The following is a 24604-nucleotide window of genomic DNA, read 5'->3' on the forward strand; positions in this document are numbered from 1 at the left end:
AGCGATGAATCCGGACAGGGCGGCACGAGAAGCACGAAAGCGTCAGCGAGACCCGCAAGCCATCGAAGCCCGTAACCGTCGGCTCAACAAGATGAGCAAGGACTCGCGAGACCTTCTCGAAAGCGTCGCCGACCGTCTGCCTTCTGACCTGGTCGACAGCTACCGGACCTATAGCGACGTTGGTGAGTGGGCGATGCTCGTCGACGTGCTGTGCGCCACTCTCGTCAAGCGCCGGATCCCGGTCACTGAAGCGGAACGCGATGCCGTGGCGAACGTGCTCGGCCAGTTCAATCCCCCAGTGGAGGGATATAGCTACCTCAGCGACCCTCAAGGTGTGCTGTCTGAGCTCAACGTGGTCACCCGTAGGTCCTCGTGATCGATCGGGGACGGACGGCGGAGTCATGCGCGGCGGCGGTGCGGTTCCGACTTCCACCTCCGGTAGCGGTTTGTTGGTCGGGGTAGCTGCCGGTACCGCGCCGCAGCAAGCCGGGAGTTCGACTCCTAAGAGGCTCCCGGGTCAATGGTGGGTGGGATAGTACATCAGCCCGGCTGGATGCTGCTTGTCATGTGCCTATGGATTTCGCTGCCGCTTACCGATCGGGTGCCGCGGTCAGCGACGCGGACAGGAAGACTGGTCTGCCCCTTGTAGTTCGGTCCCCGAGCCAATCAATGGGTCCCGCCAGGGGCGCTCGGCAGGGGTGCCCGCCGTCGGCCACGCCAATGAATGGCTTGTCCGTTCGGAAGTCGAGACGGGTCACAGTGTAGTGGTCTCGTCGATGAATCCGATCGTCGCGGTGTCAGGTCCAGCGGAAGTCGCAGGTACCGGTACTCGGCAGGACACGCAAAACATGGGCAACTGGAAAACGCCTGGTCATCGCGGGTGTTTACCGAATTTAAGCATCGCGCCGCCGTCGCGTTGATCTTTCGCGGTTCCCATGTTCGACATGTCTTCGGCAGGGCACATCGAACATGGGAACCGGGATGACCTGCGGTATTCGTGTGGGCGTCTGGTTGTCGAAGCCGGTTACCAGTTGTAGGCGGGCAACGGGGGGTAGCGCGTGTGTTGAGGTATCCGATGCGAAAAGTCGGACAGCCCTGGTGTTGGGTGTCCCGAACTTCGGGACGGTGATACCTGAGATCGCAGAGCTTGCCAGACACCTCCGACAGGAAGTGGTGGACGGCCTCAAAGTCGACGTCGCAGTCGGTGGCGCGCCAAGACCAGCTCGGTCGGTTGACCCCGATCTCGGGGCAGACGGTTCGGCATTTCGCGAGGCGGGCACCGAGGGCACTGTCCGGGGGAGCACCTCACAGCCGATACAAGGGGCAGGTGGTCTTTCGCCCGTCACTGCGGCGAGGCTGTCCTCGACGGATGCCCGAGGCCGACCTCGTGTGCTCGGCCTTTGGGCTGTGAAGAGGTCGAGGTCGACGAGGCGGGCAGCCCAGCCGCTGAGTTCTTTTCGCGTCGGATTTCGTGGGGCGGCGCTCGTCTTTTCGTGGTTCAGGTGTCAGCAGGGGGCCGGTTCCGCCGTCGGGGGTATACCGTGCGCCCGATCGCAGGGAGGCCGTCCACGGCCTCGTACTGATCGAGGACCCGGTCCATCTCGGGCCGCACCTTCGACCGGAACGCGGCCAACTCGTCGCTGCCGCGTTGGAGTCGTGGTTCGAACTGGTCGATCAACTGAACGATCATGGCGACGCACGCGACGGCGTTGTTAGCCGTAGACAACCGGTTTCTCGTTCTGCCTGGGTTTCAGGTGTCCAGCATCCCTACAGGACTATTCATAGGGCTTGCGCATAACTGCTGTGTGGCGTGGTCTAGGCTGCGGTCTGCTCGACGGATCTGTCCCACCACCTGCCGACACCGAAAGGCACACATCGTGGAAGACTTTTCGCTTCGATACTCGCGCTGACCGCCGCTGTACTGGTCAATGTGGCTGGACCGGCCAGCGCAACGACCAGCATATGGATCGGGAGAGCGTTCCCAGACGCACACGGCGACTACAGCTGGTGGGTCGTCGCCGAGATCGCCTACGTCTGCGAACCCGGCCAGGCCAACGCCCTGTGGGTCAAGGTCGAGTCCGAACGGTTCAAAAGCCCGGAAGGCCAACCCGTCCGTATGAAAGACGAGGCCCTGGATCGGGTGACCTGTGACGGCGAATCTCGGCAGACGAAGGTCAGGGTGCCATTGGGCTACGACTACGGCGAGGGCCCGAATCGCGCAGATGCTCACGACGGCGACAGCATTGAACTCATGACGTATTACTACGATGGCCGTGCGGTCGAGATCACCGCCGCGTTCGCCTACCTGCCGCCTGACGCCGAGGACATGAGCCAGGTCGAGATCCAGAAGGACACCACCGAGAACCGGACCCTGACTCTGACTCAGGAATAGCCCTCGGCCCGCCCTGCTCCGCGCCGGACCGCTGCGCAGCGTGGGAGCCTGGAACGTGAGAACCGGCCAGATACTCTGGCCGGTTCTCGTTGTGTTCGGTAGCTTCAGGCGTTGAGCTACCAGAAGGAGGGTGCTTCTTCGTGCCAGAGTGCGTCGAGCCGTCGCCCGCTGCCCACCAGGATGTCCTCGGCCCCGGCGGCTCACGTCGAGGTCGCCCGGTTCGGACCACTTGGCAAGGGGTACGACCGTGAACCGGTCATCGAGTGCGAACCACAGGACACATCCACGTACGGGTGCAGGCCTCGTTCGTCTAGGAACCGGTACGCGGCCGAGACACCGGGACAACACAGCGAAACGCCCGTAACCGGGCACACCCGTATCAATCACGCCGACATGAAATCACCAGCTCAACAGGAGGATTCAGCCTGTCTGCTTAACGTGACTTTCTCCCGGATGAGCCTCAACCCTCTCATACGGGCACACCTGCACCGCTTCATAAGCCCACGCCGGCGCGTCCTCGTCCACCGCGCCACACTACCGCCCAGATTCGCTGCCACCTACGCGTTCACCGTCCACGGATCCAGCAGGAACGTCGGGCCCTCCGCACACACTTCTGGCGGCGGCGACACGGTCAGTGACGTCAATATTCACCGTCACACCGACGCTGCTCGGTCCAACAGCGACTCCAGGATTCACCGATCAACGACGCCAGAATTCACTGGCATAACCAACGGCCTCGTCACCACGACCAACATCGACCTCGGCGTCGGTAGCAACCACCTCCTCGCGACCCGCAAACCATCCGCACGTGTAGTCGATTGCCGGTCACGGTCTCCGGCGGCTTTAGCGCGCCTGATGACAGGCTCGCCAGCAGCGATGACGGGGACATCGCCGACGCCGTTGCGCCGGCCGACATGGCCCAGCAGTTGACCAGCGTTGTCCGAAAGTTTCACACCGAGGAGTGTCTGTGATCGTCACGCCACTACAGCCAGAACACGTCAGCGAAGTCCGCGCACTCATGGGGCTCGGGGAGCCATTTGTCAGTGCTCGCACCCTGTCCGACTACTGGCTCTACGCCAAGCTGTTCTCCTCGACCTGCCCCATCACGATCGGCGAGGACAACATCATCACCGGAGCGGTCATCGCATTCCGAAGCCAAGACGATCCCGCAGACGTGTACGTCCAGGACGTCATGACCCATCCTCAGTATCGGCAATGCGGCATCGCGCGAGCGCTTCTGCACAGCGTGCGGTCGCAGGCCGAGAAGTGGGGCTGCGAGCGTTTGTATCTGACATCCGACCCCGAGAACCATGCAGCACACGCCAGTTGGACTGCCCTCGGATTCGTCAACGTGCCAGGCGACCACGAGATCAACGGCATCTCGATCATCAGCGACTTCAAAGGACCCGGGCGCAGCCGGGCGGTGTACGAACTGCGCCTGACCTGATTGCGTCGGATGGGCAGCTCAGTCGATCCAGTACCGGCGACTCAGGGTGCCGTCGCTGCATGGTACGACCGATTCGACAATGCCGCCGCATGATTCGATGATGCGCCGGGAGGCGAGGTTGGTGTCGTCGCAGGTGATGAGTATCCGGTCGAGGCCGATCGCGCGGGCGACGGTGAGGCTGTGGCGGAGGATGGCGGTGCCGTAGCCACGGTGCCGAAATGGTGTAAGGACGCCGTAGCCGATGTGGCCGCCTCGTTGACGCAATCCGTCGTTGAGGGTGTGCCGGATGGACGTGCGGCCGACGACCTGGTCATCGACCGTGGCGACCAGGTAGGTGGCTGCCACGATTCCGTCGGGCAAGTTGATCCCGTGGCGGCAGTCCTCCAGCGCCGATAGGTACTGCCGCCAGGGCATGGCCGGTGTGAGACCCAATGCGAAGGGGAATCCGTCGCTGTCGGCCATGGCCTCATGCGCCGCGCGGATCACCTGCTCGTCCGATGCGCGCAACGGCCGCAGGCGCACTGCATCGAGAACAATCGAGGCCTCGGAGTCAGGTGACATGCCCGAACCGTGCCCAGCGAGACGCTCGTCGGCGACGGAATTTCAGCGATGACCCGCTGGTGCCGACACTAGGTTTCGCCGAGTCGGATCGGACCGTAGAGGTCAGCTGTATTCACGATTCAGACGCGGACTGCTCGACAAGCCATTCAACCGTCGTGGTGATTGCTTCGTCCTCGCGCCGGCGTGAGTCAAACCCATGATCCGAACCGAAGACGGTGTGCAACGTCGTGTTCTGTCGTGATCGAGCCGCTCCGGCGGCAATGTCGTAGGAGACCGCTGAGTCTCGGTCACCGTGCACGATCAGGGATGGCACTGTGCTTTCGAGGAACAGATCGAGGGGCCGATAGTGCGCGAACTCGTAGAACAGCACTCGGCCAAGCTCGAATTGGCCGTCGACGACAAGCCATCCGTGCTCTGCGAGGTCTTTCTGCTGCTGTGGGCCGAAGTTCTCCTTTCCCCAGGCCAACTCTGGCTCGAGGAACGTTCGGCGTAGGTCTAGAACCGGATTCCACAGCACCAGTCGATGGAGGGTGCTTTCTAGCCACGGCAGTGACAGCGTCGTGGACACCGCGCCGAAACTTGCCGCCACGATTGAAAGCGGCCCCGGAAAGCGTTCACGAACAGCCTCCACGGCAGCCTGGAGATCGAGACATTCCCCAGCCACCGTGACCCCACGAGTTGTCCCGCCGCTGTTGCCGTGACCACGGAAGGAGAACCGCGCCACGTTGAACCCCGCAGCATCGAGCTGCTCGGCCAACCGGATGAACATCCCGCCGCCCTCATCCATATCTACGGTGATTCCGTGGACCAGCAATACCACCCCGCGGCCGGTACTCGAGGAAACCGGATGAAGGGCGGTATCGAGTCGAACACCATCGACCGAACGCACCGTGATGTCCTCCACAGCACAGCTCCCTTCGCTCACAAACCGGTGGTGGACAAGCTCATGTGGTGCAGTATCTATCCGCCCCGCCAGCGATCGCCATAAGGCCGCGGTTCCCCTGACGAGATGCTGCCTCGGCCGTTGTAGCAGTGCGGCGAACGCTTGGTCCTCGCTTGTTCTGGGACTGTCGGTGCGGCGGGCTTCCTCCCGCTTCATTGCCCGCGCTACGGCTCCCGCCCTGCTCAGGGCGCGAACCGACCATCTGTCAGCGGCCAGCACGAATTCCCCAGGACGGCCAGTTAGCACGGCCAAGCGGCTCCCGGCCCGCGGCCAGATAACTGCGCTAGCAATGAACAGCAGACAGCGCGCCTGTGGATCGGCGACCCTGCCTTGGTTCCGAGCCTGGCATCCGAGGGGCGCGTGAGCAGGCGGAGACGCGCGCGTCGCGGTATTTCAATGTGTTCGGATCGGCGCGGGTGTTGGTGCCGTCGGGTCGGAAGCGGATTCAGTTACTGGCACTGGTGGCGTTCCTATGACCCGTGTAGACAGTCGGCGGAGTATCGCTACCGAATTTCAGCCCTGCAAGGTGGCGATGGCCTTCTCGATGCGCCGTTGACGCGTGTCGGGCTTCTTCGCGCTTTCGATGGCGTGCACGTGCTCGCGCTTGCGGCTGTAGGCAAGGTCGTCGTACGCGGCGCGGGCGACGGGGTCGGCGTCCAGAGCTTCGGCGAAGTCCGGCGGTTCGACGACGACACGAGGCTGGGTGTCGAGTTCGACCTCGACCTCGATTTCCTCGCCGATCTCGACACCCGCGGCCTGCCGGTTGGCGTTGCTGAGGCCGAGCAGGTAGCGGCCGCGCATGAGGGCGACCCGGCTCTTCCAGGAATGCCCGTTGATCGTGATCGTCACCGGTGGCCGCGCGCCCTCGCCGAGCGCGGCCACCACCTCGGGCGGAACTTCCAGGCCACGCATGGGCTCGGGCGGTTCGACGTGGGTCCGAAACTTCATGAGCCTTCTCCTGTTGTTCTGCCGCTGGTCAACTTGTGGGCTCAGGCCGTGGCTTCCCACATGAACCCGTCCGGGTCGGTGAACGAACCAATGCCGCTGTCCATCACGATGCGGTGCGATCCGCTGCCTTCCGGCGACATCCCGGCGTCCTTGGCGGCGGCCTTGCGCGGATACATCGCCAGGGTCACCGGCGAACCCGGGTTGGCGAACTCGGCGTACTTGCCGCCGAAGCTCTTCGCGACCGTGAACCCGCGATCGACGTAGAACTGCTTGCTGGCCTTGACATCTGCCACGCCGAGCAGCAATACCAGGTTGTCGATCTCGCGAGTGAACGGTCCGACGTCCTTCTTGTGGGAGGTGTCAACCTTCCAGATCGTGCCTTCGGGTGCTTGCAGGACCGCGCCGTATCCCCACAGGCTCTTCTTGGCTGGTTTGACGATGGTGAACCCGGCTGTGAGGGCGGTGATGACGAGGCTGTCGACCGCGGAGGGCTGGGAGACGACCAGCGACAGCAGGAATCCGCGGAATCCGGTGCTGGGTGTCTGCGAGGCGCGGAACCCGATCCGGTCACCGAGCCCGAAGGCGGACTCGTAGATCGCGGCGGCTGCTCGGGGGTCGGCCACTTCGAGTTCGATGGTGATGTCGGTGCTGGTCTTCGTGGTGATTTCCATGTCCATAACGATAGGAACGGGCCACCCCGATGCCATCCGTGCCGACCACGGAACCCACCACGGAGAATCCAGTAGGTGGTTCGTTGGTGGACCGCGGCGGCCCTGTCCCCATGACCGAGCAGAAGACCTTCGGGGTGTGCGTATGGAGTTCCAACTGGCCGCTGACAACCATCCCGGCTCCGGCGCGTGATGAGTCGCGCTGCGCCGAATTTGGAATACAGTGGAGTGCAACCTGATTGGTACTGAGCAACCACACGGAATCGTAACGTCGCCTCGAGCCGACGTGAGAGACTTCGACCAGTTTACTTGCAAGCCGACCCTCACTGGGCTGGTCGGCTTCATCGCCTGTGCATGTCACCTGTTTCATCCCACCTACTCTTCAGAGAGGACTACTCCGATGCCCGAAAAGGTCAGCAAGGATAAAGTGCTGGTCTACATCGTGCGCGACGGCAAGCTGCTGGTTTTCCGTCACACTGAGTTCTCCTACGAGGAGGTCGGTATCCAGGTCCCCGCGGGCAGTATCCGTCGCGGTGAATCGCCGGAGGACGCCGCGCTGCGCGAGGCCCGCGAGGAGACAGGACTGACCGAGTTCAGAGTTGTCCGCAAGCTGGGCGAATACTCTTACGACATCTCGCCGTATCGGTGGGAGTTGCAGCAGAGGCACGTATTCCAGCTGGAGTTGTGCGAGGCCGCGCCCGAACGCTGGAGCAGTCAGGAAGACCATGACGGTCAAGGCGAGCCTACCCACTTCGAATGCTTCTGGATACCGCTGGAGGCTGCGCACATCTTGCAATCTGGTCAGGGCGCACTGCTGGGGCGACTGTTCGACTGACAGAGAGGATGTGGGTGGGTACCTCCCGCCGGGGTCTGACCCATCGACTGACTGACTTGGGGTCTTCAACGGGATTTGTCGGCGCCTGGGCGGGAGGTGCTCGTGTGCACTCACTGGGTGTGGCGTTGTCACTTCATAGGAGCCTGGCCAGAGGCCCCATCTCTGTCTTGTCCGCGTGCCCGGCTGGTGCGTGCCGCCCTGCCCAGTTGACGAGTAACAGGACGACGATGCGCTCCATTACACACCAACACACCGCGTCGGGCGAGGTCGCCGGCGGAGTCGATACCCATCAGGACACTCACACCGCCGCCGTGCTCGACACCGTCGGCCGGGTCCGTCGATCATGCCTTCGACGACCCCAAACGCGCGGCCCGCCAGCTCGGCAACACCCGCGAGGTCGCCAAGACGCACTACATCGACGTGCCCGAGACCGTGCCCGACAACCGTGCCGTTCTGGAGGCCTGGGCGCGCGGGGAGAGCCCGAAAACGTGAGATTTCTGTGAGATGGGTCGAATCCCGGCGCCTCTCCACTGAACGAGAAAGCCCCTTCCGACGCTGGTCGGAAGGGGTTTTCGTTGTCGGGCTGACAGGATTTGAACCTGCGACCACTTGACCCCCAGTCAAGTGCGCTACCAAACTGCGCCACAGCCCGTTGCGTCCGCTGTGCGGGCGCTCGAAGAGATTACCGCACGAGGCTGGAGGGGTGCTAATCGGCTGGTCAGAGGGGGGTGAAGTGTTGGGCTGGCCGGGGTGGATCGCCGGTCGGGGATGGGGGTGGTCAGCGGTAGTCGTCCACGTGGTCTACGGCCCATTGGGCGAAGGTGCGGGCGGGTGTGCCGGTGACCGACTCGGAAGTGGGGCCGACCGGGCTCGGTTCCGAGCCGGCCTTCGCCCACATGTCGAGGACGGGGCGGTAGTAGACGTCGGCTGCTTCCTCATAGGTCAGTTCGATCAGTTGGACCGGCTCGCCCAGGGCGGCGGCGATGGCGGCGACCTGCTGGTGGTGCGACAGGGATTCCGGGCCGGTGAGCGGGTAGGTCTTGCCCGCGTGGGAGGAGTCGTCGAGCGCCGCGATGGCCGCGTCGGCGATATCGGCCTCGTGGATGGGGGTCAGGTGCAGGTCGGGGAAGGGGACGCGGACGACGCGCTCGGCTTTGATGGTGGGAAACCAGGTGCGGGCGTTGGCGGCGAAGGCTCCCGGCCGCAGGACGGTCAGCGGCAGGCCGGATGCGCGCAGCGGGTTCTCGACCGCGAGATGCCTTGCGCCGATGGGGTTCTGGTCGCTCTCCGCCGCGATGGACGACAGCAGCACGACGTGGGCGACGCCGGCGGCCTCGGCGGCGTCGATGAAGTTGCCGATGCCTTCCTCGGCGGCGTAGCAGAAGACCTTGTCCACACCCGCGAGCGCGGCGGTGACCGATTCCGGATCGGTCAGGTCGAGTCCGACGAGTTCGACATCGTCCGGCACGGTGGTCTCGGCGGGGCGAGAGCTGGCCGCGCGCACCGGTTTTCCGGCCGCGCGCAGCTGGTCGACGACGGTCCGGCCGACGATGCCGCGAACGCCGGTGACGAGGTAGGTCATGAAATATCTCCTTCGGAACGGGAATCGGTGAGATGGGCGAGAATGCGGCGCAACTGTTCGCCGTAGCGCTGCTCGAATTCGGCGGTCTGGGCCTCCACGCCGAACAGTTCGCGAACCTGGGCCGGCAGCAGCAGCGGGGCGATGACCATCCCCATCACCGCGAGCTGGAACGCGGCCGGGTCGATGTCGGCGGCGACCTCGCCGCGCTCTTGCCTGCGCCTGGTCTCGGCGATGTCGGTCTCGGAGATCGGGTGCGTACCGGTCGGCGCGGCATCGGACAATCCCCGCCACATGAGCAAGCGGATGCCGCGGGGGTCGCGCAGACCGTGGCGGAGATAGTTCGTGACCGCCTCCGCCAACGGCAGCGCCGGATCGCTGAAGGCGGCCTCACGCTCCAGCCAGTTCTGCTGGAGCGCCCGGTAGAGACCTTCCTTGCCGCCGAAGTAGTAGGTGATCAACTGCTTGTTGACACCGGCCCGCTGAGCGATGTCACCTACCCGGGCACCGGCATAGCCCTTGGCGGCGAACTCCTCCAAGGCGGCCTCGAGCAGGCAGCGTTTGGTGCGTTCGGCGTCGCGGACGCGGTGAGCGGGATCAGGTGTGCGGTGTGTCGCCACATACCCAGATTAGGTCACTATTTTACAAATGGCTAATTGTTTTAGACGCTCGGTGGACAGTCCGAGGTGTGTTGCCTCGCAACGCAAGCCGCTCCATCGCTGTCAAACGAACGCCAGGGGCGGAGATGCCGGAAAGGTCACCGGAACGGCCGCCGGTGCGCGGTGGAAAGAGCTCGGCAGCCACTCCAGTTCGTCGGCGGGCACCGACAGCCGGATCTCCGGAAGGGCGTCCAGCAGTTGGTCGAGCGCTTCCTGGACGATGACCATGGCGACCGACTGGGCCGGACAGGTGTGCGGCCCGGCGCCCCAGGCCAGGTGCGAACGGTTGCCCTGGCGTTCGCCTGCCACCGCCGCGGGATCGTTGTTGCACGCCGCCAAACCGATCAACACCGGTTGGTGCTGGGGCAGCCACACATTCCCGACGATCTGCGGCTGGTTCGGGTATCGCACGCAGGAATTCGCCGTGGGAGGATCGGTGAACAGCACCTCGTCGATGGCGTCCCTGGTGGACAGCGCTCCGCCGAGCAGTTCGCCGCCGAATCGTTCATCGGTCACCAGCAACAGCACGGTGACCGCGATGAGGTTCCACGTCGGTTCGGCGCCCGTGATGTACAACGATGCCATCTGCTGCACGAGTTCGGTTTCGCTCAACCGAGCCGGATGTTGTACCAGCCAGGACGCCACATCCGCCGCGGGCGCCGCGCGTTTGGCCGAGATCACCTCGAGCATCGCCGCGGCGAGCGTTCGGTGGCTCGCCTCCGCCGAGGCCGCGTCGGCGGCGTCGCGCAGGCTCATCATCGCCGTGTAGGCGTTCTGCCGGACCTCCGGCGGGAATCCCAATACCTCTTCCAGCACCCTGACGGTGAGCGGGATCGCATACTGGCTGAGCAGATCCGCCGAACCGGCAGCGCAGAAACCGTTGATCAGCGACAGCGCGGTGTGTTCCACGATGTCGCGCAGCGCGTGCAGGTCGATGCGATCGAGGCTGCCGGTGACGGCGTTCCGGTAGCGAGCATGCTCCTCTCCCGCCGTCCGCGACGCGTCCGGCCGCCAGCGCATCGCCCACGGCACCGGACATCCTTCCGGCACGTTCTGTTCCCATTCGCTGGGATCGGCCGAGAAATGCACGGCATCGGTGAGCACGTCCAATGCCGTGCGGTAATCGATGATCAATGTCGCGGGCACCTCCGGCGCTACTTCGACCGGGACGAGCGGACCGTGATCGCTGCGCATCCGCCGGTATGCGGTGTGCGGGTCGGCCGCGAACTCGTTCGAATACAGCTTCACCCGCGCGCACCGTGGCGATCGAAGGACAGCGCAAGAGACGAGGGATCAGTCAAGACAGGCTCCTGGAAAGGAAATGCACGATCGAGAGCGGAATCCGCACGACTTCTCTGGCGTACGCGAATCCGGCCCTGCGCGGAATAGCCGGGTCGGCTACCGAAGGAAAGCGTGTGCGAGAGACCGACGACACGCAGCGGGTGAAAATAGTCGCAGGCCTGCCGATCGGATCGTGCATCCTGACGATCCGTGTACCCGATGCCACCTCGGCATTTCTGAACTCCCCTGCTTACGCCGCCGGTATTCGGCGCCACGGCCCAACCCGGCCGTCATACCGACCGGTCTGCCAAAAGTGTTCGACCGCAGCGTAATTCGACTAACGAGGGGAGCATACCCAGGTCTGTCGTCCTTCGCAGCGCGAGCAATTCGAGACAGCCATGCGCCGCGAGCCATTCGCATCCGCGACGTTCTGCCCGGGCATGAATATTTGTCGAGCATCTCTGACAAACGCGTGAACTGATCGCCCCCGACGTGGTGGGTCAAACCATGACACTCGTGGGCGACGACTGCGCAGGGGCCTGCACAACAGTCAATTTCGAACGTTTGCGCAGCGTGAATCCCAGCGTCTCGTACAAATGGATCGCCGACGTATTGCCGGCGGAAGCGTGCAGAAACGGTGTTTCACCCCGCGCGCGGATGCCCGCGCCGACCGCGCGGACCAGGCGCGTGGCGAATCCCCGGCCACGGAAGCCGCCGTCGGTGCACACGGCGCTGATCTCGGTCCAGCCCGGCGGGTGCATGCGCTCTCCGGCCATCGCCACCAGTCTGCCGTCGACCCGCAGGCCCAGATAGGTGCCCATCTCGATGGTGCGCGGCGCGAATGGGCCGGGTTGGGTGCGAGCGATCAGCTCGAGGATCTCGGGCACGTCCGCCGCGGTGAGCCGTTCCAGTTCCGGGTCGTGGGCGACGCGCAGGGCGGTGCCGTCCATCTGTACCGAGTCCATTCGGTTCAGGACCGTCCAGCCGTCGGGCGGAACGTGGCCGTAGCCGCGCAACGCGGTGCTGCCGCCCGGCCCGAGAAGTGTCGCCAGGTCGGCCCAGTCTCGTTCGTCCAGCACCGGCGGGTGGCCGACGAACCTGGCGACCTCAGGGTCGTAGCGGCCGATCCGGCCCACCCAGCCGGCGAACCGGCGGTGTTCGCGACGCAGCGACGCCCGCACCGGGTCGTCGAGCGGGTGTAGCGAGGTATCGACGTCGACAATCGAATCAGTGGTCACCGCGCACTCCTCCACAACAGCGTCCGACGAGAGAACGTTAGCGAGGCGCACGATCACCCGACACGGGTTGCGCTCACCGCGATTCCGATTCATCCACCCGCGGGGAAGACTGGGCGGGTCATCGCGCGTGTGTCGAAACCTGCAGTGTCTGCGGCGTATTCGCACCGGTGCGGAAGTCGGGCGCGAACGCCGCCACCGTCGCCAGGGCCGAGGCCGCGAAGCACAGCAGCACCGCCCAGCCGAGTGACGCCGACGACGCGGTTCCACCGAACGCCAGTAGTACGCCGGTCGTGAGCGCGATGCAGAACGTGGCCGAAAGCCGCTGCGTCAACTGCAGGAAGGATGCGGCCACCCCGTGCAACGACGAGGGCGAGAACGCAAGCGTCACCGCCCGCAGCGGCGGCTCCACCACACCGCTGGTGAGACCGCAGGCGACTTGGATCGCGGCCAGCACGAGGAACAGAATCCACCCGTCCAGGAACAGTGTCGTGGCGGCGGTCGCCGCCATGCAGGCGGTTTGGGCGACGAGGCCGTAGGCGACGACCACGGACCCGTGCACCGCGAAAAGCCGTTGCCCCCAACGCGCCGCGAAGATCCGGGCCAGCGCGGAGGGAATCAGTGCCAGCGCGACCACCAGCGCGGGGATCTTGTGGACCTGGAGGAAGTACACCGTCTTCACCGTGGTGAACGCGAGCATCGATCCGAACCACAGCAGCGCCACCACATTTCCCGTGACGTAGCCCCGGGAACGCATCAAGGGCGGCGCGAACAGCGGCAGACGGCCGCGGCGGGCGTATGCGCGCTCCCAGATGGCCAGTCCGGTGACGAGAAGTCCGCTCGCGACGACGATGGCGGCGACCGCTGGGGCGGGGAGACCTGGATCGATGACGGGGATCGTCACGATGACGACGAGCAGCCCGAGCGCCGCGATCCCAGGGAGGTCCAGATCGGTCGAGCGGCGCGCACGGACGTCGCGAGGGAGCCCGCGGAGGCCGAGCGCGACCGTCGCGAGTGTGAACGGCACGGGCAGCACCAGCACGGCGCGCCAGCCCAGATCCGGCGGCAGCACCCAGAGTGCCGTCCCGGCGAGGACCGGCCCGGCGATCGCGGCCAGCGCGCCCGCGGTGGTGTACGCCGCGAGAGCGCGCAGGCGGGCGGCTCCGGTGAAGACGTCCTGGATGACGCCGAGCACCTGCGCGCTGATCACCCCCGCGCCGAAGCCCTGCACCAACCGGCCCGCGATCAGCGGCCACGCGCCCGGGGCGAACGCGGAGCCGACGGCGCCCACGAGGAACAGCCCGAGTCCGGCGACGAACAGGTTGCGGCGGCCGTACGCGTCGCCGAGCCGCCCGGCGGGGGCGAGCCCGAGGCCGAAGGTCAGCGAGTACGACGCCAGGTACCACTGCACGTCCGAGTTCGCCAGATCGAGCGTCGACCGCACGTCCGGCGCCGTGAAAGCGACCGCCGCGGAGTCGAGCAGCGTCGCGAAGCCCGCCCCCAGACAACACCAGAGAGCGGCAGCCCGATCACGGATGACCGGTGGGTGGGTCACCGGGGATTGCGGTGAGTGCCTCAACTCGGCACCTGTCCAGCACCGCCGTGCGGCCTGATCCGGCCGCCGGTGGTCGTCGCATGCATGCCGGAAGTATCGAGCCGCGACGAACCGATCGGAAGCTTTAGGATCGCCCCGATCTCATGGCCGATTGCCCGGCATGCGCGCCGGAGAGGCGCCGAATCACACACTTTCTTGACCTGCCGGTCGAAAACTATTACGGTTCGGATCATGGGCAGGCCGCGCAACTTCGACCCCGACACAGTGGTGGAGCGGGCCATGGAGGCGTTCTGGACCCATGGGTACGCCAACACCTCGCCCGCTCAGCTGGCCGAGGCCACCGGGGTCGGCAAGGGGAGTCTCTACCACGCTTTCGGTAGCAAACGCGCGTTGTTCGACCAGGCTTTGGATCGCTACGACCGGCTCGGTGCCGAGCTGGCCGCCGAGATCCTGTCCCGCCCGGGTTCCACTCGCGACTGTCTGGCCACGTTCCTGTGCGGTCTGGTGGATGCCGACCTGGCCCAGCCGGTTCGGCGCGGGTGCTTGGCGGTGAACACCGCCATGGAACTGGGCGGACACGACCCGGAGATCACCCGCGCGGTCCGCGCCATGCAGGACCGTGTGATCGGAGCGTTGGAGGCTCGCATCGATCGGGGACGGCGCGACGGTGACGTACGCGCCGAGGCCGACCCCCGGGCGGCGGCCGAATTCTTGATGAACACCATCGTCGGCCTGCGAGTGATGGCCAAGACCTACGATGCGCCCACGTTGCATCGTGTCATCGATACCGCTTTGACCAGCCTCTGAATTCCGACGCCCGCCGTCGGCCCGCTTGCTGCCCACATTATTGACCTGTAGTTCAAGAAAGAAAGGTTCCCTCATGGATCTCGAACTGTCCGGCAAGACCGCCGTCGTCACCGGCGCCGGTCGCGGCATCGGCCTCGCGGTGGCGGAGGCGTTGACCGCCGAAGGTGTCCGGGTGGTCGGCGCCGCGCGCACCATCACCCCCGAGCTCGAAAAGGCCAGTGTCGCGGCCGTTCCCGTCGACCTCTCCACTTCCGAGGGGGCGACTCGGTTGATCGATGCCGCCCTCGAAGAACTGGGCGGCGTCGATATCGTGATCAACAACGTCGGCGCGGTGAACGCCGCGCGCCTGGAGTTGGGCGGATTCCTCGAGGTCGAGGACGCGCAGTGGCGCGAGTTGTTCGACCTGAATCTGTTCAGCGCGATCTGGGTCACCCGTGCGGCCCTGCCCAGCCTGCTGGAACGGCGCGGCTCGATCGTCACCATCTCATCGATCAACAAGCATCTGCCTGCCGCGGGCCCGGTCGGTTACAGCGAGGCCAAGGCCGCGTTGACCGCGCTCACCAAGCGGCTCAGCGAGGAGTTCGGGCCGCGCGGAGTGCGGGTCAACACCGTCTCTCCCGGTGTGGTCGGCACGCCGCTGTGGCGTGGACCCGATGGCGTCGGCGCCAAGTTTGCTGCCGCGCAGGGGGTTTCGCAGGAAGAACTGCTCGCGGCCGTGCCCGAGCAGTTCGGCATCGCCTCCGGCCGGATCAGCGAGCCGGAGGAGGTCGCCGCTCTCGTCGCCTTCCTCGCGTCACCGAAAGCCGCCAATATCGTCGGTGCGGACTACGTCATCGACGGAGGCACCTTGAAGATCGCCTGACGAAGTCCGCGGCGGGAGTGCTCTCGTGCTCCCGCCGCATGGGCTCCCGGTCGAATCCGTTCGCGCACTTGATATTACGAGCTCCGCCAGTATCTTTCGCGTCCGGAAGCGTCAGCGTGTAGCGTGGCTGGCCGGACGGCGCGGATAGGAGCGGACTGGTGCGTGTCCATCATCTGGATGCAGGGGGAACTCGTCCCTTCGGAGGCCGTTTGTTCGACGGCCGGCCGGGGTTTCGGCGGACGGCCGCCGGAGCTTGCCACTGTTTGCTGATCGAGCACTCCGCTGGATTGGTCCTGGTCGACACGGGTTACGGCGAGCAGGCGCTGTCCCGGCCGGATGCCTGGGTGGGGCGTCAACTCATACGGCAATCGAATCCGGTTCTCGACCAGCCGATCGCACGGCAGGTCGAGGCGCTGGGCTTTTCCCGCGACGACGTCCGCGACGTCATCGTCACGCACCTCGATCTCGATCACGCCGGTGGCCTCGCCGATTTCCCGCAGGCCACCGTGCATGTGCACCGAGCGGAACTCGATGCCGTCGCGGGCCCCTTCGGCAGGCGCGAGAAGTTGCGATATCGGCCGGTGCAATTCGAGCACGGACCCGAGTGGTCGGTGTACGACGAAACCGACAGCGACGCGGAGCGCTGGTTCGGGTTCCAGGCGGTGCGTGAACTGCGGGGGCTGTCGCCGGAAATTCTGATGGTTCCGCTGGCCGGACACACGCACGGTCATGTCGGCGTCGCCGTCGACACCGGAAACGGCTGGCTGTTGCACGCCGGTGACGCGTACACCTATCACGGGCAGATGCGTGCGAAGCCGTCGATGCCGTTGGGCGCGCGAATCTTCCAGTGGTATGTGGACACTCGGCGACAGTCCCGCATCGAGAATCAGCAGCGGCTACGGGAACTCGTCCGCGACAACGGCGACGCGGTGACGGTTTTCTCCGCCCACTGTGCGACGGAATTCGAACGACTTCGCGGTTGACACCCGACGCCCGGAGCGGCACGCGCCTTCCGTGATCCGCCGCCGAGGGATCGGTGCGACGGCCGACCCCGAAGGCCGGGTTCAGCGCCGGGCGATCGCCCGCGCCACGCTGCGGAAGAGCTTGCGCCGAAGGTTCGCCCGTGCCCTGGCCAGCAGCGGTGGCACCGGCGCCGGTGCGGTCGCGCCGAAGCGCGGGAAGAGCGCGATGGCATTGTCGCGCTGAATGTTTCGCCGCGTGCTGTCGTCACATCCGGGAAAGGTGGCGAGCCCGGCGTTGAAATAGTGCACGGCGGGTTCGGGTGCGAAGGGCCAGTCGCTGCCGTAGAGCACGTGCCCGGGTTCGGCGAACGCGAGCAGGGACGGCAGTGCCGCTGCGCTCGCTGACAACGCGGTATCGAAATAGAACCCGGCGAAGTCGTCCAGGATGTCCAGCGGGCTGCGCCCGGTGTCGTTGAAGATGGCCAGTGCCATGCGGTGTGCGGCGTAGGGGACGAACCCGCCGGCGTGGGCGAGGACGAAGCGGATGTTGGGATACCGCCGCCGAATGCCATTGCGCACGAGCAGGTACGCCGCGCGGGTGGTGTCCAGTAGGAAATCCGCCGCGAATGGCGCGACGCCCGGCACGGCGGGCGCGGGCAGGTCCGCGGGGTGGACGAACGCGACGGCCGATCGCCGGTCCAGCACCCGGAAGAGGTCGTCCTGCCCGTCCTCGCCCAGATAGGTCCCCGCCGCGTTGCCGAGCAGCACGACGCCGTCGGCGTGCAGGTCGTCGAGGGCGCGTCGAGCCTCGTCGGCGGCCGCGGTGACGTCGGGCATGGCGAGGGTGGCGAAGAACCCGAACCGGCCGGGTTCGGCCTGTGCCAGCGCGGCGGTGTAGTCGTTGACCGAGCGGGCGAGTGCGGCCGCCTGTGCCGGGTCGGCCAGGAAGGTGGTGCCGGGCGTCGACACCGACAGCACCGCCGAAGCGATCCCGGCCCGCGTCATCGATGCACGCGCCGCCCCGGGACTCCACTCGGGCAGTGCACGCCCGCCCGGGGCGGTCACGCCGTGCGCCCGCAGCGCTTCGGCATAGTCCGGCGGGATCAGGTGCTGATGCACGTCGATGCGATTCATGGGGTTCTACCAGTCCTTTCTCCGGGCGCACCGGGCTCGAAGAGGTCCGGACCCTCACTCTGGCGCACTCCCGGGGCGTTGTGCAAGCAATTCTGATGATTTCATCATCTTTGCTTGACAGACTATTTCTACATAACTGATGATTACATCAGATCCACGATCTGGGAGGTAGTGATGACAACCGGCAGTGCCGCCGAGACCGGGCGGATGATCCGGGTCGGCAATCGAGACATCTTCTACAGCGAAGCCGGCGCGGGCGCCGCCGTGGTGCTCTTGCACGGGGGCGGACCTGGAGCCGGCGGCAGGTCGAACTACTCCCGCAACATCGAGGCGCTGGCCCGGCGTTTCCGGGTGATCGTTCCGGACATGCCCGGCTACGGGCGCTCGACCAAGCGCATCGACCAGTCCGATCCGTTCGGCGACTTGGCCGCGGCGGTCGGTGGGTTGCTCGACGCTCTCGATATCGACTCGGCGCACCTGATCGGCAACTCCTATGGGGGAGCGGCGGCGTTGCGGTTGGCCATGGACCGACCCGAGAAGGTGCGGAAGCTGATCCTCATGGGCCCCGGTGGGGTGGGCACCACGCGCGCGTTGCCGACCAAAGGCTTGCAGTCGCTGCTGTCCTATTACGGCGGTGACGGCCCGAGCCGGGCCAAGCTGGCCGAGTTCATCCGCGAGTATCTGGTTCACGATGCCAGCGGTGTCACCGAGGAGATCATCGACGACCGTTATCGGGCCAGTCTCGATCCCGACGTGCTCGCCGATCCACCCTTGCGGCGTCCCTCGGGACCGTCGGCATTGCGAACGCTGTGGCGGATGGACTTCACCCGCGACGCCCGGTTGTCGGACGTGCGCAATCCGACGCTGGTGATCTGGGGCGCCGAGGACAAGGTGAACCGGCCCGACGGTGGGCGCATGCTCGCCGAGCGGATGCCGAACTGCGATCTGTACCTGGCGGCGAAGACCGGCCACTGGGTGCAGTGGGAGCGTGCGGAGCTGTTCAACGAGCTGGCCGTCGCGTTCCTGGGAGCGGCGTGATGAGCGAGCGCACGGGCCTTGCAACCGATGGGTCGGTGTTCGGCGCGGTGCATCTGGGCTATGTCGTCGTGCATTCGCGGCGACTGGCCGACTGGCGCCGGTTCGGCGGGTTGGCCATCGGGATGCACGTCGATGAACTGGACACCGATGTGTTGCGCTTCCGTCTGGACGACCACGCCTGCCGCTTCCTCGTCCGGCACGGCACGGCAGAGGACGTCACCGCGCTGGGCTGGCAGGTGGACGACCACGAGACCTTCGACCGCATCCTTGCCCGGGTCGGCGACCGCGGCGTGCCGATCGAGGAAGGCACCGCCGAGCAGGCGGCCGCTCGCGGTGTACAGCGCCTGTGGCGCTTCCCCGGCCCCAAGGGCATCGCCACCGAAATCTTCACAACGCCGGTGACCGGTCCGGAACCCTTGCGGATGCTCAGTTCCGGCTGGGTCACCGGGGAGGCGGGGATGGGCCACGTGGCGATCGTCTCCCGTGAACCGGAGTCGATGCGCTGCTACTACGACACGGTGTTCGACGCGCGGTTGACGGACTATATCGACGAGAACATCTCCGGCTTGACGATGAAGATCCGGTTCTTGCGAGTGAACGAGCGTCACCATTCGATCGCGATCGCGAACATGCGCGGGATGAAGATCGATCCGCTGCGGACCCGGGTGCAGCACATCAATATCCAGTCCGCGAGCCTGGAGGACATGCTGGCAGCATTCGGCAGGGTCACCGATCTGGGTTTCCGGATGGCGTGGTCGGTCGGCCAGCACACCAACGATCGCGAATTGTCGTTCTATTGCGTGACGCCGTCCGGTTTCGAGCTGGAGGTCGGCTGGAATCCGGTGGTGATCGGCCCGGAACTGGAATCGACCTGGGAACCGAGCACCTATCGGGGCATCAGCATCTGGGGCCACACCGCGGTGGGGGAGACGGTGCTGGACAAGTTCGCCCAGTTCCGGCAAGCCCTGCGGACCATCAGGACTCCGGAACCCACTGTCGCCGAACTGACGGGAGGACTGTCGCGATGAGCGCCCTCGATGTCGATGTGGTGGTGGTCGGCCTCGGCCCGACCGGTTTGACCCTGGCCAACCTGCTGGGACGGCGAGGGGTGCGAGTGCTGGTGCTGGAACGGGAGCCGGAGTACTACGGGTTGGCCCGCGCGGTCTACACCGATGACGAAGGCATGCGGGTCTTCCAGACAGCCGGTGCCGCAGAGGAATTGGCGGCGGACATGAACGTCGATTCGACCGTGCAGTGGGTGCGCGGGGACGGCTCGGTGCTGGCGCAGTTCCATCAGACCGACCGGCCGCTGGGCTGGCCCGTGGTCAACTTCCTGTACCAGCCGTATCTGGAGAACACGCTCGAACGGACACTCGACCGCTATCCGCACGTCACCGTGCGGCGCGGTCGCGAGGTGGTCGACTTCGACCAGGATGCCGACGGCGTGCACGTCGAGCACGCCGAATGCCGGGGCACGGGCTACGGCAAGCACCCGGCGGACACCGATCCGCGCACGGCCGAACGGGTGCGGGCGAAGTTCCTGGTCGGCTGCGACGGCGGGCGGAGCGTGGTGCGCACCAAGCTCGGTATCGAGATGTCCGGCACCAGTTTTCCGGAACGGTGGCTGGTCGTCGATCTGAGAGCCCGTGCCGGTGTCGATGCGTTCCGGCATCTGCCGTATTTCAACTTCGTGTGCGACCCGGAACTGCCGATCGTGTCCTGCCCGCAGCCGGACCGGCATCACCGGTTCGAGTTCATGCTGTCGGAATCCCAGACCAAAGAGGAGATGGAGGACCCGCAGACCGTACGCCGCTACATCGCACGCTTCGTCGACCCGGACGAAGTGGAGGTGCTGCGCAAACTCGTCTACACCTTCAACGCGGTTGTCGCCGATCGCTGGCGCGACGGGCGGATCCTCGTCGCGGGGGACGCCGCGCACATGACCCCGCAGTTCATCGGTCAAGGCATGAATTCCGGAGTGCGCGATGCGGACAACCTGTCCTGGAAGCTGACCGCGATCATCGAACACGGTGCGGCGCTGGACATCCTGGACAGCTACGAGTCCGAGCGGAGGCCGCACGCGAAGGCGATGATCGATCTGTCGGTGTTGAACAAGCAGATCGTCTCGCTCGACAACAGGCTGCTCGCGGCGGCCAGGGACATCGGGCTCACCACCGCGCTGCGGGTGCCGGGGCTCGGCGGCTGGATCCGCGGCGCGAAAATGAAACCGCGGCCGCGCTTCCGTCGCGGCGCCTATCTCGGTCTGCCCCGGCGCGTGCTGCGTGGTATCGAGGGAACCCTTGCCCCACAACCGGACATCCGCGACTACAACGGACGTCACCGGCGCTTGGACGAGGCTTTGGGCATCGGATTCGCGGTCTTGGGCTACGGCACCGATCCGCGCCGGGCCTTCGGGCCGGAGGAATTGGCATTCCTGCGTGGTCTCGACGCCGCCTTCGTCACCGTGTATCCGCTCGGTGGACGCCCGCAGGGCAAACCGGGCGACGGCCGCGACGACGTGACCGACATCGAAGACCACACCGGCACTCTGACCCGCTGGTTCGGCAAGGCCGGACTGCGTCCCGGCGGTGTCCTCGTGCTGCGCCCCGACCGATTCGTCTTCGGCACCGCCGCGGCCGGGCACGGCGCGTCATTGGTCACCGAACTCGCACGGCAACTGGGCATCTTTCCGATGTCGCGAGTGGAACAGCCCGACACCCGCGCGCAGTACGAGCAGGCCTGACAACCTCGCGCGGCATGTGCACAGCCGCGGCTGCGGTGGCAGCGGCCCGGATACCAGCTTGCAGCACGTGAAGGTCACCTTGTCCGACAGCGCACCGGCATCCGCATCTGGCTGCCGGTCGAGGCCCGCGCGCTGCCTTGCCGCCCGATCCGGCCCAGGGAGTCGGGCGAGCCGCGATTGGCCTCGAGTTTGCCGAGATGGACCGTTGTAGGGCGTGTTCTGGTGGAGCGAGGTAGCGTGAAGAGGTGTCGGCCGAGGCCGGCCACGGCGAAACAGCGTGGTCGTCCCCGTCGGCAGCGCGTGGTCGGTGCGTTCACATCGTGGTTCGTACCCGGCCGGAAGCCGCCCGGTGGCTTCCGCTGAACAGCAGTGCCGGTTCGTGCGAAAGATCCGCCATCATGAGTGTTCGCGCCCCCCTCTACCACGAGGTGCTCTCCCGCGAGGAGTTGCCGGACGAGTTCTTCGGGCTCTTCCTCGACCCGACCCGCACCTACAGCTGTGCTTTCTGGTCCCACCCCGACGACACCCTGGAAAAAGCCCAGACGGCGAAGATCGACCTGGCCTTGGCCAAGTGCGATCTACAGCCGGGAATGGCCCTGCTGGACGTCGGTTGTGGCTGGGGCTCCACCATGCTGCGCGCCATGGACACCTACGGGGTGAACACGATAGGGCTGACCCGCAGCCGTAACCAGTACCGATACGTGCGGGATATGCTCGTCGACCGGCTGATCCGGGGCCGTCCGTACGGTGGGGTGCGCGTGCAGGGCTGGGAGGACTTCGACCGGCGCGCCGACCGGATCGTCTGCATCGGAGCGCTGGAACACCTGCCGGTGGACCGCTACGGAGAGTTCTTCGATTTCGCCTATGGGATCATGCCCTCCGACGGGGTGCTGCTGTTGCAGACCGTGGTCAGCTACAGCCGTGAACATCTGCGAGCACACGGTACTCAGATCACCAGCGACGACTTCGCGTTCTTGCGATTTCTGCGCGAGACCATCTTCCCCGGCGGCGAGCTTCCGCTGCCGACCGGTCATCATCCCAAAGGGGTCACCGAATACGCCGAGGACGCCGGATTCACCGTCGCCGACATCCAGGCACTGGGACCGCACTACACCACGACACTGGACTGCTGGGCCGACGCCCTCCACGAGAACCGGGACCGGGCGGTCCAGCTCGCCGGGCGGGACACCTACAACGCCTATATCCGGTATCTGACCGGTTCCGCCGAGTACTTCCGCCGCGGGCATACCGACGTCATGCAGTTCACCTGTCTCAAACCCGACGCTCGGCGCCCGCCCCGGCCGCACTGAATCCGTACCCTCGCCCGCCGGGCGGCCGCATCAGCGATTCGCCTCCGTTGGGAACAGGTCGTCGTCGCCGGTCGACGGGCTCATGCCGTGCGTGCCGGGGTCCGCGGCCCATCGCACGTCATCGCGCGGGTGCCGGATGGGCAGCGGTAGTCTGCGTCTGCGGAGCTTGAGGTTGATGAGCGTCATGTCGCCGTTGTAGTGGGCGAGGACGCGGGGGTCCATGACCGCCCGCCACAGCGGGGGGATCGCGGCGAGCACGACCATGGTGGCGTAGCCGGCGGGCAGTTGCGGCGCCACGTCGCAGCTGCGCAGCGTCTGATAGCGGCGGCCGGGGTTGGCGTGGTGGTCGCTGTGGCGCTGGAGGTGGAACAGGAAGATGTTGGTGACCAGGCGGTCGCTGTTCCAACTGTCGCGCGGCGAGCAGCGCGCGTAACGCCCGTCCGGCCGGCGGGTACGCAGCAGTCCGTAGTGTTCGACGTAGTTGACGGTTTCCAGCAGGCCCGCGCCGATGATCGCCTGGAGGGCGAGGTACGGCGTGATGACTGGGCCGAAGGTCACGATCAGGCCGCCGAACAGCACCGCGCTCATCGCCCAGGCCTGCAACAAGTGGTTATCGGGACTGAACCAGCGTTTGCCGTTACGGGCCAGGCGCGTGCGTTCCAGCGCCAGTGCCGACCGGAATCCGCCCGTCATGGTACGCGGCAGGAACTGCCACAGCGATTCGCCGAACCGGGCGCTGGCCGGGTCCTCGGGCGTGGCGACGCGGACGTGGTGGCCGCGGTTGTGCTCGACGAAGAAATGTCCGTATCCGGACTGCGCGAGCGCGATCTTGGCCAGCCACCGTTCGAGATGTTCGGCGCGGTGGCCGAGTTCGTGGGCGGCGTTGATACCGATACCCGAGACGAAGCCGAGGGTGACCGCCAAGCCGAGCTTGTCGGCGAGGCTCAGCTCATGGCTGGCCCACATATAGCCGGCGATGAGCAGGCCGATGAATTGCATCGGCAGGAACAGAAAGGTGCACCACCGGTAATAACGATCGTTGGACAGCGCTTCGTAGTCTTCGTCGCGCGGGTTGCTCCCGTCGTCGCCGATGAACCAGTCCAGCAACGGGATCACCACCAGCACGATGATCGGGCCGATCCACCAGAACAGTTCCAGTCCGGTGTGTGCCACCAACGTGGAAGGCAGCAGTGCGCAACCCGGGGCGATCAAACCCAGAATCCAGAGATACCGCTTGGGGTCGCGGGCTCGCGTGTGCTCGAAGATCGTCATAGTCATCTCGCCGATCCGTGAGGACGACACTCAACCGACAGTTCCGACTGCGGACAACACCTGAACCATGCGCGCCAATCCAGGATAACTGGAAGTTCGCCAGGTGGTGGTGAACGGTGGAAACCGCTGTCTGAGCGGGCAATCCTCATCATGCCCACACGGTCCGAGGCCTGATCGGTGCGGAGGTTTTCGGGACCCGTCTCGCGTGTGTCGCCTGTTCGATTCGGCGTGGCGTGGACGGGATAGGCAACGGTGTGCTTGTTCGCCGCTGTGCCGTCGACTGCCTGGAAGTGCTGCGAATTTCGACAGCCGAGGTTGGATAGCCGGCCCTCGGGCGGTCGAAGTTGCCGGATCGGACGCGGGTCGATTCGTG

22 protein-coding genes and 1 tRNA gene are annotated in these 24604 nt (G+C 65.9%); 11 read left to right on the top strand and 12 right to left on the bottom strand.

Annotation, left to right across the window (positions count from 1 at the left end; all coding sequences use genetic code 11):
• Positions 1-4 precede the first annotated feature (4 nt).
• The 3 genes from ACWEH3_RS17975 to ACWEH3_RS17985 all read left to right on the top strand — a co-directional run bounded on the left by ACWEH3_RS17975 (position 5) and on the right by ACWEH3_RS17985 (position 3839).
• Positions 5-376 (top strand): hypothetical protein, encoded by a 372-nt coding sequence (locus ACWEH3_RS17975; protein WP_450017278.1) that lies wholly within the window; start codon positions 5-7, stop codon positions 374-376.
• 1554 nt (positions 377-1930) lie between these two features.
• Positions 1931-2392 (top strand): hypothetical protein, encoded by a 462-nt coding sequence (locus ACWEH3_RS17980; protein WP_450017280.1) that lies wholly within the window; start codon positions 1931-1933, stop codon positions 2390-2392.
• Positions 2393-3359: 967 nt separating this feature from the next.
• Positions 3360-3839: a GNAT family N-acetyltransferase gene (locus ACWEH3_RS17985; RefSeq protein ID WP_450017282.1), complete on the top strand. Its 480-nt coding sequence runs from the start codon at positions 3360-3362 to the stop codon at positions 3837-3839.
• Positions 3840-3857: 18 nt separating this feature from the next.
• Here the strand turns inward: ACWEH3_RS17985 and ACWEH3_RS17990 are convergent, their stop codons facing one another.
• The 4 genes from ACWEH3_RS17990 to ACWEH3_RS18005 all read right to left on the bottom strand — a co-directional run bounded on the left by ACWEH3_RS17990 (position 3858) and on the right by ACWEH3_RS18005 (position 6962).
• Positions 3858-4400: a GNAT family N-acetyltransferase gene (locus ACWEH3_RS17990; RefSeq protein ID WP_450017284.1), complete on the bottom strand. Its 543-nt coding sequence runs from the start codon at positions 4398-4400 to the stop codon at positions 3858-3860.
• A gap of 112 nt (positions 4401-4512) precedes the next feature.
• A complete protein-coding gene (locus ACWEH3_RS17995; RefSeq protein WP_450017286.1) occupies positions 4513-5304 on the bottom strand; it encodes an alpha/beta hydrolase in 792 nt (263 codons plus the stop codon).
• A 552-nt stretch (positions 5305-5856) separates the two neighbouring features.
• Entirely contained in the window at positions 5857-6291 is a 435-nt protein-coding gene (locus tag ACWEH3_RS18000) for a YdeI/OmpD-associated family protein (protein ID WP_397278104.1), read from the bottom strand.
• A gap of 41 nt (positions 6292-6332) precedes the next feature.
• Positions 6333-6962: a glyoxalase gene (locus ACWEH3_RS18005; protein WP_450017289.1), complete on the bottom strand. Its 630-nt coding sequence runs from the start codon at positions 6960-6962 to the stop codon at positions 6333-6335.
• A 397-nt stretch (positions 6963-7359) separates the two neighbouring features.
• Here ACWEH3_RS18005 and ACWEH3_RS18010 point away from each other — a divergent pair, with 397 nt between their 5' ends.
• Complete coding sequence (locus ACWEH3_RS18010) at positions 7360-7794, top strand: NUDIX hydrolase (protein WP_449939281.1); 435 nt, start codon at positions 7360-7362, stop codon at positions 7792-7794.
• 578 nt (positions 7795-8372) lie between these two features.
• On the opposite strand, the gene ACWEH3_RS18015 is transcribed toward ACWEH3_RS18010, so the two are convergent.
• From ACWEH3_RS18015 to ACWEH3_RS18040, 6 genes are all read right to left on the bottom strand, one after another.
• Positions 8373-8446, bottom strand: a tRNA-Pro gene (locus ACWEH3_RS18015).
• Between the two features lie 126 nt (positions 8447-8572).
• On the bottom strand, positions 8573-9376 hold the full coding sequence (locus ACWEH3_RS18020; protein WP_450017291.1) for an SDR family oxidoreductase: 804 nt from the start codon (positions 9374-9376) through the stop codon (positions 8573-8575).
• A complete protein-coding gene (locus ACWEH3_RS18025) occupies positions 9373-9993 on the bottom strand; it encodes a TetR/AcrR family transcriptional regulator (protein ID WP_450017293.1) in 621 nt (206 codons plus the stop codon). Before ACWEH3_RS18025 ends, ACWEH3_RS18020 begins: the two co-directional genes overlap by 4 nt.
• 102 nt (positions 9994-10095) lie before the next feature.
• Positions 10096-11280 carry a cytochrome P450 gene (locus tag ACWEH3_RS18030; protein ID WP_450017295.1) on the bottom strand — a complete coding sequence of 395 codons (1185 nt, stop codon included), beginning with the start codon at positions 11278-11280 and terminating at the stop codon, positions 10096-10098.
• A gap of 533 nt (positions 11281-11813) precedes the next feature.
• Entirely contained in the window at positions 11814-12551 is a 738-nt protein-coding gene (locus ACWEH3_RS18035; RefSeq protein WP_450017297.1) for a GNAT family N-acetyltransferase, read from the bottom strand.
• Positions 12552-12669: 118 nt separating this feature from the next.
• Entirely contained in the window at positions 12670-14103 is a 1434-nt protein-coding gene (locus ACWEH3_RS18040; protein ID WP_450017299.1) for an MFS transporter, read from the bottom strand.
• A gap of 231 nt (positions 14104-14334) precedes the next feature.
• Here ACWEH3_RS18040 and ACWEH3_RS18045 point away from each other — a divergent pair, with 231 nt between their 5' ends.
• The 3 genes from ACWEH3_RS18045 (at position 14335) to ACWEH3_RS18055 (ending at position 16755) form a co-directional block, all read left to right on the top strand.
• Positions 14335-14910 carry a TetR/AcrR family transcriptional regulator gene (locus tag ACWEH3_RS18045; RefSeq protein ID WP_450017301.1) on the top strand — a complete coding sequence of 192 codons (576 nt, stop codon included), beginning with the start codon at positions 14335-14337 and terminating at the stop codon, positions 14908-14910.
• 73 nt (positions 14911-14983) lie between these two features.
• Positions 14984-15772, top strand: coding sequence for an oxidoreductase (locus tag ACWEH3_RS18050; RefSeq protein ID WP_450017303.1), 789 nt, complete (start codon positions 14984-14986; stop codon positions 15770-15772).
• Positions 15773-15930: 158 nt separating this feature from the next.
• On the top strand, positions 15931-16755 hold the full coding sequence (locus ACWEH3_RS18055) for an MBL fold metallo-hydrolase (protein WP_450017305.1): 825 nt from the start codon (positions 15931-15933) through the stop codon (positions 16753-16755).
• Between the two features lie 81 nt (positions 16756-16836).
• Here the strand turns inward: ACWEH3_RS18055 and ACWEH3_RS18060 are convergent, their stop codons facing one another.
• Positions 16837-17868 (bottom strand): amidohydrolase family protein, encoded by a 1032-nt coding sequence (locus ACWEH3_RS18060; protein WP_450017307.1) that lies wholly within the window; start codon positions 17866-17868, stop codon positions 16837-16839.
• A 174-nt stretch (positions 17869-18042) separates the two neighbouring features.
• On the opposite strand from ACWEH3_RS18060, the gene ACWEH3_RS18065 reads away from it, so the two are divergent.
• From ACWEH3_RS18065 to ACWEH3_RS18080, 4 genes are all read left to right on the top strand, one after another.
• Positions 18043-18906: an alpha/beta hydrolase gene (locus ACWEH3_RS18065; RefSeq protein ID WP_450017309.1), complete on the top strand. Its 864-nt coding sequence runs from the start codon at positions 18043-18045 to the stop codon at positions 18904-18906.
• Positions 18906-19934 carry a VOC family protein gene (locus ACWEH3_RS18070; protein WP_450017311.1) on the top strand — a complete coding sequence of 343 codons (1029 nt, stop codon included), beginning with the start codon at positions 18906-18908 and terminating at the stop codon, positions 19932-19934. The genes ACWEH3_RS18065 and ACWEH3_RS18070 overlap by 1 nt, the downstream gene beginning before the upstream one ends.
• Positions 19931-21649: a bifunctional 3-(3-hydroxy-phenyl)propionate/3-hydroxycinnamic acid hydroxylase MhpA gene (mhpA, locus tag ACWEH3_RS18075; protein WP_450017313.1), complete on the top strand. Its 1719-nt coding sequence runs from the start codon at positions 19931-19933 to the stop codon at positions 21647-21649. Before ACWEH3_RS18070 ends, mhpA begins: the two co-directional genes overlap by 4 nt.
• A 398-nt stretch (positions 21650-22047) precedes the next feature.
• Positions 22048-22959 (top strand): class I SAM-dependent methyltransferase, encoded by a 912-nt coding sequence (locus ACWEH3_RS18080; RefSeq protein ID WP_450017315.1) that lies wholly within the window; start codon positions 22048-22050, stop codon positions 22957-22959.
• A 30-nt stretch (positions 22960-22989) separates the two neighbouring features.
• On the opposite strand, the gene ACWEH3_RS18085 is transcribed toward ACWEH3_RS18080, so the two are convergent.
• Entirely contained in the window at positions 22990-24237 is a 1248-nt protein-coding gene (locus ACWEH3_RS18085) for an alkane 1-monooxygenase (RefSeq protein WP_450017317.1), read from the bottom strand.
• Between the last annotated feature and the right edge of the window lie 367 nt (positions 24238-24604).

It is taken from the genome of Nocardia sp. NPDC004718, from assembly GCF_053601535.1.

What these genes read in the sequence shown, in the direction of transcription:
- ACWEH3_RS17975 (WP_450017278.1), top strand. Translation starts at nt 5, where the DNA reads ATGAATCCGGACAGGGCGGCACGAGAAGCACGAAAGCGTCAGCGAGAC.
- ACWEH3_RS17990 (WP_450017284.1), bottom strand. Translation starts at nt 4,400, where the DNA reads ATGTCACCTGACTCCGAGGCCTCGATTGTTCTCGATGCAGTGCGCCTG.
- ACWEH3_RS18000 (WP_397278104.1), bottom strand. Translation starts at nt 6,291, where the DNA reads ATGAAGTTTCGGACCCACGTCGAACCGCCCGAGCCCATGCGTGGCCTG.
- ACWEH3_RS18005 (WP_450017289.1), bottom strand. Translation starts at nt 6,962, where the DNA reads ATGGAAATCACCACGAAGACCAGCACCGACATCACCATCGAACTCGAA.
- ACWEH3_RS18010 (WP_449939281.1), top strand. Translation starts at nt 7,360, where the DNA reads ATGCCCGAAAAGGTCAGCAAGGATAAAGTGCTGGTCTACATCGTGCGC.
- ACWEH3_RS18020 (WP_450017291.1), bottom strand. Translation starts at nt 9,376, where the DNA reads ATGACCTACCTCGTCACCGGCGTTCGCGGCATCGTCGGCCGGACCGTC.
- ACWEH3_RS18045 (WP_450017301.1), top strand. Translation starts at nt 14,335, where the DNA reads ATGGGCAGGCCGCGCAACTTCGACCCCGACACAGTGGTGGAGCGGGCC.
- ACWEH3_RS18050 (WP_450017303.1), top strand. Translation starts at nt 14,984, where the DNA reads ATGGATCTCGAACTGTCCGGCAAGACCGCCGTCGTCACCGGCGCCGGT.
- ACWEH3_RS18060 (WP_450017307.1), bottom strand. Translation starts at nt 17,868, where the DNA reads ATGAATCGCATCGACGTGCATCAGCACCTGATCCCGCCGGACTATGCC.
- ACWEH3_RS18065 (WP_450017309.1), top strand. Translation starts at nt 18,043, where the DNA reads ATGACAACCGGCAGTGCCGCCGAGACCGGGCGGATGATCCGGGTCGGC.
- ACWEH3_RS18070 (WP_450017311.1), top strand. Translation starts at nt 18,906, where the DNA reads ATGAGCGAGCGCACGGGCCTTGCAACCGATGGGTCGGTGTTCGGCGCG.
- mhpA (WP_450017313.1), top strand. Translation starts at nt 19,931, where the DNA reads ATGAGCGCCCTCGATGTCGATGTGGTGGTGGTCGGCCTCGGCCCGACC.
- ACWEH3_RS18080 (WP_450017315.1), top strand. Translation starts at nt 22,048, where the DNA reads ATGAGTGTTCGCGCCCCCCTCTACCACGAGGTGCTCTCCCGCGAGGAG.
- ACWEH3_RS18085 (WP_450017317.1), bottom strand. Translation starts at nt 24,237, where the DNA reads ATGACTATGACGATCTTCGAGCACACGCGAGCCCGCGACCCCAAGCGG.